13 protein-coding genes are annotated in these 15257 nt (G+C 73.5%); 9 read left to right on the plus strand and 4 right to left on the minus strand.

Annotation, left to right across the window (positions count from 1 at the left end; all coding sequences use genetic code 11):
* Positions 1 to 72: 72 nt before the first annotated feature.
* The 4 genes from WMF26_RS48470 (at position 73) to WMF26_RS48485 (ending at position 2488) form a co-directional block, all read left to right on the plus strand.
* Positions 73 to 336 carry a hypothetical protein gene (locus tag WMF26_RS48470; RefSeq protein ID WP_437334746.1) on the plus strand — a complete coding sequence of 88 codons (264 nt, stop codon included), beginning with the start codon at positions 73 to 75 and terminating at the stop codon, positions 334 to 336.
* Between the two features lie 7 nt (positions 337 to 343).
* Positions 344 to 1309 (plus strand): prepilin peptidase, encoded by a 966-nt coding sequence (locus WMF26_RS48475; RefSeq protein WP_061621969.1) that lies wholly within the window; start codon positions 344 to 346, stop codon positions 1307 to 1309.
* A complete protein-coding gene (locus WMF26_RS48480; protein ID WP_437998239.1) occupies positions 1291 to 1665 on the plus strand; it encodes a YXWGXW repeat-containing protein in 375 nt (124 codons plus the stop codon). The genes WMF26_RS48475 and WMF26_RS48480 overlap by 19 nt, the downstream gene beginning before the upstream one ends.
* Before the next feature lie 127 nt (positions 1666 to 1792).
* The gene (locus tag WMF26_RS48485; protein ID WP_437998240.1) at positions 1793 to 2488 is read left to right on the plus strand and encodes a hypothetical protein; all 696 of its coding nucleotides are present in this window, start codon (positions 1793 to 1795) and stop codon (positions 2486 to 2488) included.
* A gap of 14 nt (positions 2489 to 2502) precedes the next feature.
* On the opposite strand, the gene WMF26_RS48490 is transcribed toward WMF26_RS48485, so the two are convergent.
* Positions 2503 to 4536, minus strand: coding sequence for a serine/threonine protein kinase (locus tag WMF26_RS48490; RefSeq protein ID WP_437998241.1), 2034 nt, complete (start codon positions 4534 to 4536; stop codon positions 2503 to 2505).
* Between the two features lie 363 nt (positions 4537 to 4899).
* On the opposite strand from WMF26_RS48490, the gene WMF26_RS48495 reads away from it, so the two are divergent.
* The 3 genes from WMF26_RS48495 (at position 4900) to WMF26_RS48505 (ending at position 8224) form a co-directional block, all read left to right on the plus strand.
* A complete protein-coding gene (locus WMF26_RS48495; RefSeq protein WP_437998242.1) occupies positions 4900 to 6678 on the plus strand; it encodes an AMP-dependent synthetase/ligase in 1779 nt (592 codons plus the stop codon).
* A 2-nt stretch (positions 6679 to 6680) separates the two neighbouring features.
* Entirely contained in the window at positions 6681 to 7394 is a 714-nt protein-coding gene (locus WMF26_RS48500) for an HAD family hydrolase (protein ID WP_437998243.1), read from the plus strand.
* Positions 7395 to 7912: 518 nt separating this feature from the next.
* Entirely contained in the window at positions 7913 to 8224 is a 312-nt protein-coding gene (locus WMF26_RS48505) for a hypothetical protein (protein ID WP_061626827.1), read from the plus strand.
* Between the two features lie 167 nt (positions 8225 to 8391).
* Here the strand turns inward: WMF26_RS48505 and WMF26_RS48510 are convergent, their stop codons facing one another.
* From WMF26_RS48510 to WMF26_RS48520, 3 genes are all read right to left on the minus strand, one after another.
* A complete protein-coding gene (locus WMF26_RS48510; protein WP_437998244.1) occupies positions 8392 to 8910 on the minus strand; it encodes a hypothetical protein in 519 nt (172 codons plus the stop codon).
* Positions 8911 to 9101: 191 nt separating this feature from the next.
* A complete protein-coding gene (locus WMF26_RS48515; protein WP_437316683.1) occupies positions 9102 to 9425 on the minus strand; it encodes a YtxH domain-containing protein in 324 nt (107 codons plus the stop codon).
* Between the two features lie 194 nt (positions 9426 to 9619).
* Positions 9620 to 10750: a hypothetical protein gene (locus WMF26_RS48520; protein ID WP_437998245.1), complete on the minus strand. Its 1131-nt coding sequence runs from the start codon at positions 10748 to 10750 to the stop codon at positions 9620 to 9622.
* Positions 10751 to 11215: 465 nt separating this feature from the next.
* On the opposite strand from WMF26_RS48520, the gene WMF26_RS48525 reads away from it, so the two are divergent.
* Both WMF26_RS48525 and WMF26_RS48530 read left to right on the plus strand, forming a co-directional pair.
* On the plus strand, positions 11216 to 13348 hold the full coding sequence (locus tag WMF26_RS48525) for a zinc-ribbon domain-containing protein (RefSeq protein ID WP_437998246.1): 2133 nt from the start codon (positions 11216 to 11218) through the stop codon (positions 13346 to 13348).
* Positions 13341 to 15200: a S49 family peptidase gene (locus WMF26_RS48530; RefSeq protein WP_437998247.1), complete on the plus strand. Its 1860-nt coding sequence runs from the start codon at positions 13341 to 13343 to the stop codon at positions 15198 to 15200. Before WMF26_RS48525 ends, WMF26_RS48530 begins: the two co-directional genes overlap by 8 nt.
* Positions 15201 to 15257 lie beyond the last annotated feature (57 nt).

A 15257-nucleotide genomic window follows, 5' to 3' on the forward strand; every position in this document is an offset into this window, starting at 1 on the left:
CTCCGCCTTATGTCGCAGGACCCCTCGCCCGTCAAAGTGCCCGCGCTATGCTGGCCGGATATGGGGCAGGGCGTGAGCGACGCACCGGATCCGATGGCCTCGCAGATGGCGCAGCTCCTCGCCGGCAGCGACCTCGACGAGCTGCGCGAGATCGTGAGCCGGTGGGTCGCCGAGGCGCCGACCGAGGGCGTGCGCCGCCACTACCAGGAGCTCGGCGGGCGCCTCGTCGATCTCAAGGCGGCGCTCTCCGAGAACCCCGTGCAGCCCACGGTCGCCGAGCTCGAGCAGGCGCTCACGATGATGCTCCGGCTCGCCGCCGCGAGCCCGAGGACATGAGCCGAAGGTGACGCTCGCCGACTTCCCCCCGTGGTTCCTGCGCGCCTTCGCGCTCTGCTTCGGCCTCCTCTGGGGGAGCTTCCTCAACGTCGTCATCCACCGCGTCCCGCGCGAGCTCAGCGTCGTCCGCCCCGGCTCGCGCTGCCCCGCGTGCGGCACGCCGATCCGCGCCTACGACAACATCCCCGTCCTCAGCTACCTCCTGCTGCGCGGCCGCGCCCGCTGCTGCGGCGCCCCCGTGTCGCCGCGCTACCCCCTCGTCGAGGCGGTCGGCGGCGTCCTGTCGCTCGCCATCGTCGAGCTCATCATCCTCCGGCTCCCCTGGTCGACGCCGATCCTCCACGCGCTCGCCACGTACACCGCCGATCTCGCGCTCGCGCTCGGGCTCGTCGCCGCGACGTTCATCGACCTCGAGCACATGTACATCCCCGACGGGATCACCATCGGCGGCGCGGTGCTCGGCGTCGCCACCGCGTCGCTGCGCTCGATGGGCTTCACCGACGCGCTCCTCGGCGCCGCGGTCGGCTTCGCCGTCGTCTGGCTCCCGTTCGTCGTGATCTACCCGCGGCTCCGCGGCGGCCGCGTGGGCATGGGCCTCGGCGACGCGAAGCTCCTCATGCTGGCGGGCGCCTGGTTCGGCTGGGGGGGCGCGCTGTTCGTGCTCGGCGCCGGCGCCGTCCAGGGCTCGATCGTGGCGATCGCCCTGCTGCTCCTGCGCGGGAGCATCGAGGAGCCCGAGGCGGTGCGCCTCGAGCGCGAGCAGATCCGCGCCGAGCTCGCGGGGATGTCCCCCGAGGAGCGCGCCGCCGCCGAGAAGGAGCTCGCGCAGGATCCGCTCGCGGAGGAGCCCGGCGAGGGGTTCGGCCAGGCCCGCATCGCCTTCGGCCCGTTCCTCGCGCTCGCGACGCTGGAGTGCCTGCTCGTCGGGCGCGACATCCTCGAGGCGTATTTCTCATGGATCGACGCTGGATGAAGGCCCTGCTCCGCAGCGCGCTCGCGCTCCCGCTCGCGCTGACGCTCGCCCTCGCGGGCTGCGGCAGCTCGCTCCCGCTGCCTCCGACGGGCCCTCACTTGCCGAGCGAGCCCGCCGTGGTCGTGCCCTACCCGCCGCCGCCGGCGCGGGTCGAGATCATCTCGCCGCCCGAGAAGCCGGGCCTCGTCTGGATCGACGGCGAGTGGCAGTGGCGGAGCCGCCGCTGGGCGTGGCAGCCGGGACGATGGGAGGCCGTCCCGCCGGGCGGGTATTTCGCTCCCACCGCCACCGTGCGCCGCGCCGACGGATCCCTGGTGTGGTTCGCCGGGGTATGGCACGTGCCCGGCAAGAAGTGATCGACGCCGCGCCCACGCGATGGAAAGTCACCCCGTGCCGAGCTGCCCGACGCCCGCGCTCGCCTGAACGGCGCCGGCGAGCGGGCGCGGCGCGCCGTCACCTGCACGGATCGATGAGCCCAGCCCCATGATGCTTGCCTGGTCGTTCGCAGCGCGCACACCCGACGAAATCGCCCGCCTCCTCCGTGCTCTCGGCAAGCACCGCTACGTGCGCGAGGTCGATCACCGGCTCCACTGGTCCGTCGATCACGCCCTCGCCGAGCTGCCGGAGTTCGCGCCGCACGCCGCGGCCTTCGAGGCGCGCCTCAGGAAGGAGCGGGGCCTCGAGCTCGGCTCGCGCGATCCGTCGCTGTGGCGCGAGGCGAAGACCGAAGAGGTGATCGCGGCGCTCACGGCGTTCTGGACCCCGGACGCGGCGGCGCTGCGCTACCAGGACCGCCTGCTCGAGGCGCTCGCGCGGACGGGCCTCCCCGAGGCCACGCACGCCCCCTTCGCGTCAGCCCCGGACGATCCTCCGCACCCGGAGCTCGTGCTGCTCGACTGGGAGCTGTACCCCGTGGACGAGCTCGACGCGGACCGGCACGCCGGGGCGCTGGCCGCCATGGAGGAGGCCGAGGAGGAGGTGAACGCGTCGGCGCCGATCTACAACGAAGGCCCCGTCCTCGCCGCGCCGGAGCTCTGCGACGGGGCGCCGGACGGGGCGCTCGAGGACGACTTTCTCGTGTGGTCGGACGGCCCCTACAGCTACTCGGACTACGTGTTTCGCGGGGTGGCGAAGGCGGCCAAGCTCGTGGATCCGCCTACGGGCTACCGCGATCTGTAACCGCGTTCGCCGCGTCAGTACGGGTCGGGCTTCGGCGGCGGGATGGTCGGATCCACCTCGGCAGGGGGCGCGGCCGGCTGAGAGGTCGCGGAGGCCGCGGTCGCGGTGGTGGTCGCTGCGGCGCTCGCTCTGGCCGTGATCGCGGGAGAGGCGGCGGGCCCCTTCGGCGCCTGGTGGAGCGTCACCTCGAGCTCGATGTCCCTGTCGAACACCAGCATCCGTCGCTGCGCGACGTGGCCTGAAGCGGAGACCTCGATCCGGTGCGCCGCGCCGTCCTTGAGGAGCTTGCCGTCGAAGGGGTTCGAGGGGAGCTCCACCCCGTCGACGAGGATCTTCGCGCTGGCCGGGCTCGCCTTGATCGACGCCCGGAGGAGCGCGGCGTCGGTCCCGGGCCGCGGAGGGCTGCTCTCGGCCGCCGATGAGGAGGGCGCGGGCGGCGCTGGCGCGGGCGGCGCGCTCTCGGCCGGCGGCGCGATCGCTCGGGCGCTCGGCCGACCCGGATCGCGGACCTTCAGGTACAGCGTCGCGGCGCCGATCAACGCGATGACCGCGGCCGCCGCGACGAGCGGCAGCCGCGAGCGCCGCGGCCCCGGCTCGGGCCGCGCGGCCGGGGCAGGCTCGGTCCGCACGACGGCGTGGAGCGTCGCCTGCGGAGGGTTCGAGCGGTGGAGAGGGCGCGCGGGCGCGGAGGGCTCGGAGGCCGTGATCGCCCCCTCTTCGGCGGAAGGAGTCGAGTCGAGCGGCTCGCGCATCGGCAGCGAAGGCAGCCTCGACGCGCGGCCGCCGAGCTCCGCGCTCCCCGCGTCGGGGCCGTGCTCCTGCAGCTGCTTCAGCTGGCGATCGATGATCGCCCGGATGTCTGCCCGCTCGCTCGCGAACAGCTCGCTCACGAGCGCGCCGACCTGCTCGGCCGTCACCTGCTCTCCCAGGCGCTCCGCGCAGCGATCGAGCTCCGCGCGGAGGTCGGCGGCCGTCGAGTGGCGCCGGTCGCGCGCGTGGGCGAGCGCTCGGGCGCAGATGCGCGCGAGATCGACGGGCACGTCGGGGCGCGCGGAGCGCACGTCGGGGATGTCCCGCATCAGGCGCGAGATGATCTGCGGATCCGTCAGCCCACGCCAGAGGCGGCGGTTGGCGAGCATCTCCCAGAGGATGACGCCGGCCGAGAAGATGTCGGCGCGCCGATCGATCTGGGACGAGTGCGAGAACGCCTGCTCGGGCGCCATGTACGCGACCTTGCCCTTCAGCGTGCCGGCCTCCGTCTCGACCACGCGGTGCGCGGCGAGCGCGATGCCGAAGTCGACGATCTTCACCTGGCCGTCGTACGTGATGAAGATGTTGTGAGGGCTCACGTCGCGATGGACGACGTTGAGCGGCGCGCCGTCGTAGTCGACGAGCTCGTGGGCGTAGTGGAGGCCGGCCAGCACCTCGCTGAGGATCCACAGCCGCACGGTGAGCGGGATCGCGCGCGCCTGCTCGCGTGCGCGGGAGATCACCCGGCTGAGCGGCTGCCCGTCGAGGTACTCCATGGCGATGAAGTACTCGCCGTCCGCGATGCCGACCTCGTTGGTCTGCACCACGTTGCGGTGGTTCAGCCGGGCGGCGAGGCGGGCCTCGTCGAGCAGCATGTCCCGGAACTCGGGCTCGTCGGCGATGTTGGGCCGGAGGCGCTTGATGACCTGCAGCTTGCTGAAGCCTGCCGGCCCTACCGCGACCGCGAGGTGCACGTCCGCCATGCCCCCGCGCCCGAGCGTCGCGATGAACCGATACTTGCCGAGGCTGCGCGCGTGCCGGTCGGGAGAGGACGGCGGCACATCCGGCGGCGCGTCCGGGCCGACGGTGGTCGGCGCGTCGCGGTCCGGGCGCCGCATGGGGATCGTCGGCGGGGGCTCGGAGGAGGCCACGGGGGCGGGCAGCTGCCGGGAGCGCAGGGTCCTGGCGTCGATCGCGGCCTGCACGTGCTCCGGCGGGCCCGAGGCGGCGAGCTCGTTGCTGCGAGCGGAGTCCACCGCCCAGTCAGCCTCGTCGTTCGTCCCCTTGTGCTCGCTCACCGCAGAATGGTCCTGATCCAACGCCGTGCAGTCAAGCCGACGGCAGCGCGCGCAAGCGCTCGCGCAGCAGCGGGCGGACGCGGAGCGGCGCGCCCACGACGGCGCGCCGGCGTCCAGCCCGTAACCGCAGCATGAACCATCGCCCGGCGCCCCGCACCGGAGCGCGCATCCAGCCTCGAGAACCGCCGAGGCCGGCATCGGGCGCCGCTGGACACACGAGCGCGGCGGGGCGTCTCCCCCGGCAACCCGAGGCGGCTCCTGCTATTGTGAGAAGCGTCACTTTCTGCGAGCTTTCTGTACCTCAGAGGAGAGTGTGAGAAGCTCGCCTGGACGTGCGCACCATGTTTCGTGACGAGGTGGCCGATGCCCTGTGACTCGATTCCGCGGCGCCTGCTGGGTCAGGCGAAGGTGCGGCCCGAGGCTCCAGCCCACTACGTGAAGGAGGGGGGGTTCTGGAGGATGACCAGCTTCCGGGAGTACGCGAGCGAGGTGCAGCGCGCCGGCAAGTCGCTCATCGCGCTCGGCGTCGCGCCCGGCGACGCGCTGAGCCTCCTCGGCTTCAACCGGCCGGAGTGGGTGGTGCTCCACGTGGCCGGCATGGCCGTCGGGGGCGCTCCCGCGGGCATCTATACGACGTGCTCGCCCGAGGAGGTGCGCCACGTCGTGCACCACTCGGCCTCGAAGCTGGTGCTGGTCGAGAACAGGGCCCAGCTCGAGAAGATCGTCCGCCAGTGGGATCGGCTGCCGCAGCTCGCGTGGGTGGTGCTGATGCGGGGCGCCGCGCCGACGGGCGATCCGCGGGTCTTGTCGTGGGACGAGTTCCTCGCCAGGGGCAGCCGCGTCCCGGACGAGCTGTTCGAGCAGCGGCTCGACGCGCTCGAGCCGCGGGGGCTCGCGACGCTGCTCTACACCTCCGGGACGGTGGGGCCGCCGAAGGGGGTCATGCTGAGCCACGAGAACCTCACGATCTCGGCCGACGTGGCGGCGCGCATCGTCCCGTTCTCGCCCTGGGACATCGGCCTGTCCTACCTGCCGCTGTCGCACATCGCCGAGCAGATGTTCACGATCCACCTCCCGGCCTCGGTCGGCGCGGCCGTGTACTTCGCCGAGTCGCTGGAGGCGCTCGCGGACAACCTCCGGGAAGTGCGGCCGACCGCCTTCTTCGGGGTCCCGCGCGTTTGGGAGAAGATGCGGGCCGGGATCGACGCGAAGCTCTCCGGGGCGAAGGGCCTGCAGAAGTTCACGCTCCAGCAGGCGCGGCGCGTCGGCCTCCAGCACAGCGAGCTCCGCGCCCGGGGCGAGCAGCCGGGGCCGCTGCTCGCGCTGCAGCACCGCCTCTACGACAAGCTTGTCTACTCGAAGGTGAAGGCGGCCATCGGGCTCGGCCGGGCGCACGTCTGCAGCACCGGCGCGGCCCCCATCGCGAAGGAGCTCCTCGAGTTCTTCGCGTCGCTCGACATCCTGGTCACCGAGGTCTACGGCCAGTCGGAGGTGACCGGCGCGACGACCTACAACCTGCCGGGCAGGACGAAGCTCGGCTCGGTCGGCCCGGTGGTGCCGGGCATGGACGTGCGGATCGCCGACGACGGCGAGCTCCTCGTGAAGGGGCCGACCGTGTTCCTCGGCTACTACAAGGACCCGGAGGCGACGGCGCAGGCCCTGGTCGACGGCTGGCTGCACACGGGGGATCTCGGCCGGTTCGACGAGGAGGGGTTCCTCCACATCACCGGCAGGAAGAAGGAGATCCTCATCACGGCCGGCGGGAAGAACGTCTCCCCCAAGAACATCGAGGAGGCGCTGAAGCGCCACGACCTCATCGCCGAGGCGGTGGTCGTCGGCGATGGGCGCAAGTTCCTCACCGCCCTGCTCGTGCTGGCGCCCGACGCCGTGAAGCGCTTCGCGGCCGAGCGCGGGCTGAGCGGCGATCTCTCGCCCGCGTCGCCCGAGCTCCGGGAGGCCGTGCAGCGGGCCGTCGACGAGGTGAACGGTGAGCTGGCGCAGGTCGAGACGATCAAGAAGTTCTCGATCCTGCCGCGCGGCTTCACCATCGAGGACGGCGAGCTCACGCCGACGTTGAAGATCAAGCGGCGCAGCGTGAGCCAGAACTTTGCGCGCGAGATCGAGGCGATGTACGCCGAGTAATCATGCGCAACGAGCCCGCGACCGCCGTCTCCTTCGATTTTGGTCAGACCCTGGTGGAGCTCGACACCGGGATGCTCTCCGCCCGCCTCGCCGAGCGGGGCATCGCCGTGTCCCGGGAGCAGCTGGACGGCGGGGTCGACGAGGGGTGGCGCGTCTACAACGACGCGATCCGGCGCGGGCTCGGCGGGCACCCGTGGAAGATCATGATGGGCCGCCTGCTCGAGGCGGGCGGCGTTCCGGCCGGCGCGGTCGACGCGGCGGTCGACTGGCTCTGGACGGAGCAGCCCCGGAAGAACCTCTGGCGCCGGCCGATCGCCGGGATGATCGACGTCGTGGTCGAGCTCGGGCGTGCCGGCGTGCCGGTCGCGGTGCTGTCGAACTCGGAGGGCCGGCTCGCGGAGCTCGTCGAAGAGCTCGGCTGGTCTGCGCACTTCGTGGCGATCGCGGATTCGGGGCGGCTCGGGTTCGAGAAGCCGGGCCGGGAGATCTTCGCGTGGACGGCCGAGCGCCTCGGCGCGCCGCTCGCCGCGGTGGTGCACGTGGGCGATTCGCTCGCTGCCGATGTCGACGGCGCGCTCGCGGCAGGGATGCGGGCCGTCTGGTTCAAGGGCGATCCGCAGGGCGCCGCAGCGCGGCCCGACGCCGATCGCGTGACCGTGTGCGACGGCGCGGACGCGCTGCGCCGCGCGCTCCGGGCGTTCGGCGTGCGGTTCTAGGCGGCCCGCCGCCGTCGCGGTCGGCGCGGGCGCCGCGCGCGCGGCGCCCGTCACCTGGAGGGCGGTGGCCCGCGAGGGCGCGGCCGGCGCGCGAGGCCCACCGCGGGCGGCGCTCCCCTGGCGCTCTCCTTTCGGTGAGCACGAACGTCCCGGGAGGCGCCGCCGCCCCGCGCGCGTCCCGCGCGCTCCGCTCCTGGATCTGCTCGCCCTGCTGCCCCGCGCCGGCGCGGCGGTCTCCGGATCGTGCACCCGATGCACGTCTTCCGGATGGTTCGGGCATTGCTGGAGCCGGCTCACGATGGTCGTCAAGGATGCAAGCTTCGAACAAGAGCCCGGGAGCGGAGTGCGGCAAGCGGACGTTCCCGCCGTCGTCCCTCGCGTCCTCAGCGAGGTTCGCCGCGCGGACGAGCGGCTTGTCTCGCTCGTGCAAGAGCGCCCCGTGGCCACGCTGTGCGCGGTGGCTGCGGTGGGATACCTGATCGGACGGGTCGTTACACGGCTGGGTTGAGGAGGTCACCATGACGGAAGGCGAGGTCGAGGCGACACAGGAGCGCGAAGCGCGAGACAAGGCGAACGACGCGCTCGGCCGGCTCGATGCAACCGAGGTCACGCGGGCGGTCTCGGCGTTCGCGCGGGAGAACCCGCACGTCGCGCTCGCTGCGGCGGCTGGGCTCGGGTTCCTGCTCGGCGGGGGCCTGACGCCGCGCGTGCTCAGCAAGCTCGGGTCCCTCGCGACCCGGAGCTACGTCAAGAGCACCTTTGCCCAGGCGATCGGTGCCTTCGTCGACGAGCAGGCGCGGTCCCAGGGCCAGCTCGGCTCGTCGCCCTGATCCCCCGCACCCGCGCGAGCGCGCCCTGCGCCGCCGGTGTGCGGGATGCGCGTCCGCCGCCGTGCGCGGAGCGCGCGGCCCCACCCTCCGTCCCCCCCGATGCGCGCTGCCCCCCGGGAAGCGCGCTGCCCCACCTCGCGTCGTCGCGCTGCGCCGGGCGAGCCCCTTCAGGCTCTGCGGCTGTACGTCTTGCGGATGCGTCGACCGCCGCTCTCGCTCAGCACCTCTTCGACGGTGCGGGACACGTCGGGCAGACATCGGACCGAGAGCACCGCGCCGCCGCCGGCGCCGCTGGCCTCGTCGAGCCGGCGCGCCTCGTACTCGGGCAAGCGCGCGCCGAGCACGGCGCCGAGCAGGGTGCCGGCCGCGCCGGCGGCGCCCGCTCCAGCGAGGCACGCGACGATGGGCCCCGCCAGGAACGCGTCGAGCCTCGGGATGATCAGCGCGCCTCCGGCCGTGATCGCGGCGAGCGCGCCCCCGACGAGGCCTCCGATCACAGCGCCCAAGGCGGCCCCTTCGGACGCCTTGCTGTGGATCGTCAGCTCGAGCTCGTCCAGACGGGAGTGCTGCTTGGGCACCATGCTGATGTCCTCGGCCGCGACGCCCAGGGCGAGGAGGCGGCCAAGCGCGCCCGCGGCTTCCGTGCGGCCTGGGAAGAATGCAGTGAGCGTCCGGTAATACATCATTCGACGAGGACCCCTGTGACGCGCTTCGCGAGGTGTCTCGCTCAATCCATCTGCTCTCGGAAAAGCATCGCTTGTGCCGCTCCGGCTGCGCAGATGTCGCTCGGCCGCCGGAAAGCGCTCGGGAAATGATGGAAGGCGCCGCACCGCGCTGGGACGGTGCGGCGCCTTCGCGCCCTGCTCTGGGGGCTCGCTCAGCGGACGCCGAGGTCGTTGACGAACGAGCGCTCCGCGGTGGGCGCGCTGGTGCTCTCCTGGATCTCTTCCTGGGCCCGCCGCGCGGCGCCCAGGGCGCGATCCTTGACCTTCTCCGCGCGCTCGCGCAGCCGGCCGGTGCTGTCGCGCAGCCGGCGGCGCGCCTCGTCGCCCGACGTCGGCGCGACCAGGACGCCGACCCCGACGCCCACCGCGACGCCGAGGCCGAGCCCGACCGAGACGGGGACGATCCAGTCGAGTGAGCTCCTTCTCCTGTAGGGGAACATGTCGGCCATGTAACTGACGAGATCGGTTGCCTTCATTGTGGCTCCGTCGGTTCACGCAGCGTGCGGGGCGCGAACATCGCGCATCCCTCAGCGTGGATTCACGTTGGTTGGAACGGTGACCGGCGGGACGTGAGGCAGCGCGCATGCCAAGGGCATATTGCGCACGAAGGGAGCAGGGCGCGCGGGCGCCCTGCCCGAGAGCGAGGGTGACGCGGGGGAGCGCCGCGGCGTCAGCGGCAGAAGCCGTCGACGCAGATCCCGCCGTCGGCGCAGGACGTCTCGGGGTCGCACTCGCCGCCGAGGTTGTCGCTCGACCCGCACACCTGATGCACGCCGGAGTACGTCGTCACGGTCCTGCACTCGCTCAGCGAGGGCGACTGGTTGGCGCAGGCGTTCGGGTTCGACGGGCCGCACGAGATGTAGCAGCTGTGGTGCAGGCAGATCGACCCCGGCGCGCAGACGTCCTGCGCCCCATCCTCGCCGCACACGAAGTTGCTCGACTGATTCGGGATGCAGCCGTTCTCGACCCAGACGTCGCCCTCGGGGCAGTCTTCGCCGTCGCTCCTCGGAACGCAGGCGCCGTCGACGCAGACGGCAGAGGGGCCGCCGCAGTCGTCGGTGATGACGCAGGGCTGCGCAGGCTGGGAGCAGATGCCGAGCGTTGTGTCGCAGCGGTAGCTGCTGGGGCAGTCCGCGTCCTCGCTGCAGGCGGGCGTGCATTTGCCCTCGACGCACTTGTCGTTGACCGGACACTGGGTCTGGTCGAAGCACTGGTCCTGAGGCGCGGTGCAGATGCCGCTCACGCAGAGGTAGTCGGCGCCGAGGCTGGCGCAGTCGGCGTCGGCGCCGCACGCGGCCGGGGTCGCCGGGACGCAGGTCGCGTCGTCGCCCGCGCCCTCGCAGACATAGCCGTGGACGCACCCGAGGGGCTCGCCGCTCGGGAGGACCTGATCGCAGCTGCCCGGCTGGCAGGTGCCGTCCGGCGCGCAGGTCTCGCCCTCGGCGCAGTCGTCGGGGTTGCCGCAGTACACCGCGTCGCTGCCGCCGCCACCGCCGCCGCCGCCGCCCTGCCCGGTGGAGCCGGTCGCGACGCACGAGGCGGTGTGATCGTCGTCGACGACGCACTCGAAGCCGTCGCTACACCCCCAGGCGGTGCAGTCGCCGACGTGGCATTCGTTGTCCTCGCCGCAGGTCTCGTTGATCCCGCAGTCGGCCGGCTCGTCACAGCCGTCCGAGCTCGGGATGCCGGGCCCGCAGTCCTCTGCATCACAGAAGTGGCTGTCGGCGTCATCGTAGATGGGGCAACCCGCGAGGAGGGGCGCCAGCACGCTCGCGAGACCCAGCAGAGTAAGTCGCTTCATTCACCGTCTCCCGAAGGCATTCGGCCGCCCGGCGTCGAGGGGCGGCGCCCTCGCGCGTGACGGTCGCGACCGGACGAGCGTAGCAAGCGACATGCCCCGAACAAGCCCAGCGAGACGCGGCGCATTTCGGCGGCCCGCGCGCGCGCCGTGAAGCCGCGTTCACGTCGGGATGTGGCCCGAGCGCGCGACGGTTCGCGGCGGATGCGCCGCGCCCGGCGGAGGCTGGCTCGCGGCGGATGGAGGCGGCGGGTGGACGCGGCGGGGAGCTCGCGCGGCCGGCGCTCGGCGGCCGGCTCGCGGCGGCCGGACCGGATGGCGCGGCGCGGCGCGGACCGCTTGGGGCATGCAGGGGAACCCGTGCTACCGTTCCGCCGAGTTCCGGGCGGCCACCTCCGAATGAGGGATCCCGGCAGGCTCGCGCCTGTGGGCCAGCCGTTCGCGAGGACACGGGGACCGGTCGAGCCGATGGATGTCACCTGCGAGCGTTGCAGCACCGAGTACGAGTTCGACGACGCCCTCGTGTCGGAGCGCGGTACGACGGTCAAGTGCACGAACTGCGGCTACCAGTTCAAGGTGCGCCGCACCGACGGCGCCCTCCCCGAGAAGTGGCTGGTGCGCACCCTCGGCGGCCGGGAGCTCGAGTTCAGGATGCTCCGGGAGCTCCAGGCGGCGATCTCTCAGGGCCACGTCACCCGCGACGACGTGATCTCGCGCGGGAACGCGCGGCCGCGGCGGCTCGGATCGATCGCGGAGCTGGAGCCGTTCTTCAAGGGCCCGGGGAGCATGGTCATGGCCGGGACCGCGCTGGGCATCGGCGGGCCGTCGCCGATGCCCAGCCGCTCGAGGTCGCTGACGCCTCCAGGGCTCGGCGGCCCGGCGCCCGTGCAGACCGAGGGCTCGGTCGCGATCCCGCTCCCGCGCGCAGAGCCCAGCGCGGAGGCGGGTCCCGGGTCGATCCACGACGACGAGACGGTGGTGCGCGACGTGCGGGAGGTCCAGTCCGCCAAGGAGCGCCCCTCGCCGCGCCGCGCGACGCTGCCCGCCGCCTTCGAGCCCGAGGCCAGCGCTCCGGCGCGGGCGATGCTCAAGCCGAGCGCGCTGCCCGGGGTCGTGGTGCCGCCGGAAGAGGCGCCGCCGCTGCCGGACGCGCACCCCGCGCGCCGACAAGAGCCGCGGACGCTCCGCGGCGCCGGGGTCGCCGAGGCGCGCCCGGGCAGCGTCAAGCCGGGGGCCGAAGCCGGCGGTGAAGCGCTGGGGCGCGCCTCCGGGCTCGGCCCGCTGCGGATCCCGAACAGCGCCCCGCCGCCGCGCGCCGACCGCGCGGCCGCTCCTGCTTCGGCCGACGGCCAGGGAGACGAGGGCCCCGTGGCGAGGCGCGGGTCGCCGCGCGCGGCGGCCGAGGATCGCGCGGGGCGGAGGGCGGGGGCGATGCCGCTGGTGTCGCCCGCCGACCCGGACGGCGGCCCCTCCTACGCCGACGACGGCGACGGCGACACGCGGATCACCTCGCTGCCGATGAAGAGGACCGGGATCGCGCGGTGGATCGTCGGGCTCGTCGTCGTCGGTCTCGCGGTGGTGAGCGTCGCGACGCTCGGGCCGAGGTACTTCAAGCCGGCCGTCCAGGCCCGTCCGGCGACGAGCGACGATCGCGTCGCGACCCTGCTCGCCGACGGCGAGCGGAGCCTGACCGAGGGAGATCTCGAGACCGCGAGGGACAAGCTCGTCAAGGCGAGCGCGCTCGCCGAGGACGATCCGCGCGTCGCCGCGGCGCTGGCCCGGGTCGAGACGGTGAACGCGGACATGCGGTGGCTGCGGCTGCAGCTGCTCGCCGAGGGCGATCCGGATCTGGACACGATGCGGCACGAGCTCAAGAGCGCGATCGATCGCGCCCGCAAGGCGGTCGATCACGCGCGGCGCGTCGCGCCGGCGGATCCAGAGGTGAGCCGCGCCGCGATCGATCTGCTCCGGGTGCAGGGGGACCTCGCCGCGGCGCGGCAGCTCGTCGCCTCGATCTCGGCCGAGAGCGCGCAACCCGAGAACTCCCTCACGCTGGCCGCGCTCGATCTCGCGGAGGCTCAGCCGAGCTGGGCCACGGTCGTCAAGCGGCTCCGGGCGGCGGCGAGCGTCGAGCAGATCCCCGGGCGGGCGCGGGCGCTCCTCGTCTATGCGCTCGCGCGGTCCGGCGATCTCGCGGCCGCGCGCGTCGAGAACGACCGCCTGCTCGCCATGAGCCCGCCGCACCTGCTCGCGCGCCCGCTCCGGGCCTTCGTCGACCGCGTCGAGAAGGCGCCGGACGAGCACGACAAGCCGAGCGGCGGCGCCGAGCCGGCCTCGAGCGCGCGCCCGGAGAGCTCTGCGGCGGGCGCTCCCGTCCCGAGCTCTCCGGCGGCGGTCGCTCCCGGTCCGAGCTCGCCGGCCGCGCCGGGGCGCGTTCGCCGGGAGCCGGACGACGGCCGCGTGCCGGACGACTACGTCGCCCCGGGGGGGACGATCGATACGAGCGACCTCCCCGGCGTACACCCGCCGCCGACCGCCTCGCCGAGCACGACGGCGCCTGTGATCGACACCTCCGATCTGCCCGGGATCAAGCATGAGTAAGCGCCGAGCTCGACGGGTGTGGTGGCTCGGTGCGGGCGCGCTCGCGGCGGCGGCGTCGATGGCGGGGTGCACCGGGAGGGAGCGGGCGGCGCCGCTGCCGGCCCCGGCCGCCGGGCGCCTCGACGAGCCGGCGGTCATCGAGATCGATCTCTCGCGCGGGCTCCCCGAGAGCGCGTCGGCGTCGCTCTTCGGCCCGCCGAGCGGCAGGACCCATGCGCAGCTCGTGCGGTCGTTGCGGGAGCTCGCCCATGCCGAGAGCGCGAAGGGCGTCCTCGTGCGGCTCGGGAGCGCGCGCCTCGCCTTCGCGCGCGCCCACGAGATCGGCCGGATCCTCGGCGACGTCCGCAAGGCGGGGCGACCGGTCGTGTGTCACGCGGACGAGTACAACAACGCGACGATGCTGCTGGCGGCCGCCGCCTGCAGCAAGCTCTGGCTGAGCCCGGCCGGGCAGGTCGACACGGTGGGGATCGCGGCGCAGCTCATGTTCGCGAAGGGGCTGCTCGACAGGCTCAACGTGGACGTCGACTTCCTCCAGGTGGGGAAGTTCAAGGGCGCGAGCGAGCCGTTCACGCGCGAGGGGGCGAGCCCCGAGGCGCGTCAGTCGCTCCAGTCGGCGCTGGGCGGGCTCCGCGAGGCGTGGCTCTCGGGCATCGTGGAGGGGCGCGGCAAGCAGGAGCTCCGCGAGGCCGTCGAGGACGGCCCGTTCGCCCCGGAGGAGGCGAAGGCGCGGGGGCTCGTGGACGAGCTCGGCGACGTCGAGGCCGCGCTCGAGGACGCGAAGAAGCTCGCCGGCACCGAGCTCTCGGTGCCGCGGTTCGGCGGCGCCCCGCGCGACCCGAGCCTCTCGCGGAGCCTCGTGGACGTGTTCCGCTCGATCTCGGGGGCGAGCACGCTGGGCGCGCCGCACGTGGCGGTCGTGCCGGCGATCGGCGGCATCACCATGACCGCCAGCGGGATGCCGCTCGGCTCGTCGGACGGGATCGGCGAGCGCGAGCTCGGGCGGATCATCGCGCGCCTGACGAAGGACACGAGCGCGAAGGCGGTCGTGCTCCGGATCGATTCGCCCGGCGGGTCCGCGCTGGCGTCGGATCTGCTCTGGCAGAAGCTGATGCGGCTGCGGGAGGAGAAGCCGCTGGTCGTCTCGATCGGCGGCATGGCGGCGAGCGGCGGCTATTACCTGGCCTGCGCCGGCACCAAGATCCTCGCCGAGCCGACGAGCATCATCGGCTCGATCGGCGTCGTGGGCGGCAAGTTCGCCGTGGGGAAGGCGCTCGCGGACATCGGGATCAACGCGGAGACCGTCGCGGCCAACCCGGATCCGACGCGGGCGGCGCGCGCCGCGTACATGTCGGCGCTCACGCCCTGGGACGAGCCCACCCGCGCCCGCGTGCTCGCCAGCATGGAGGCGGTCTACGATCTGTTCCTGAAGCGCATCACGGCGGGGCGGAACCTCCCGCTGGAGACGATCGCGCCGTCGGCGGAGGGGCGGATCTTCGGCGGGGTCGAGGCCCAGGAGCGCTCGCTCGTCGATGAGCTCGGCGGGCTGGAGCGGGCGATCGCGCTCGCGCGCGAGCTGGCGGAGCTGCCCGAGGACGCGCCGGTCGAGATCGAGCAGGACGATGGAGGCCTGCTCGAGCTCCTGGCCGCCGGAGACGAGACCGGCGAGGACGCCGCGCGGGCCCCGGACCGCGCCGCGCTGAAGAAGCGCGCGCGGGAGGCGATGGCCGGCGCCCTGCTGCCCGAGTGGCTCGGCGTCGCGCCGGAGATCGGGACCTTCGCCGCCTCTATGGCGCCGCTCCTGGCCGGAGAGAGGGCGCTCACGGTGCTACCGTTCGCGGTGACGCTCAGGTAAGGCGCGAGATCGCACCGGAAGACTGGCCTTGTACCACGGTCGTTCTGTTAGGCTGAT

Source organism: Sorangium sp. So ce185, assembly GCF_051526825.1.
Taxonomy (GTDB): Bacteria; Myxococcota_A; Polyangia; order Polyangiales; family Polyangiaceae; genus Sorangium; species Sorangium cellulosum_D.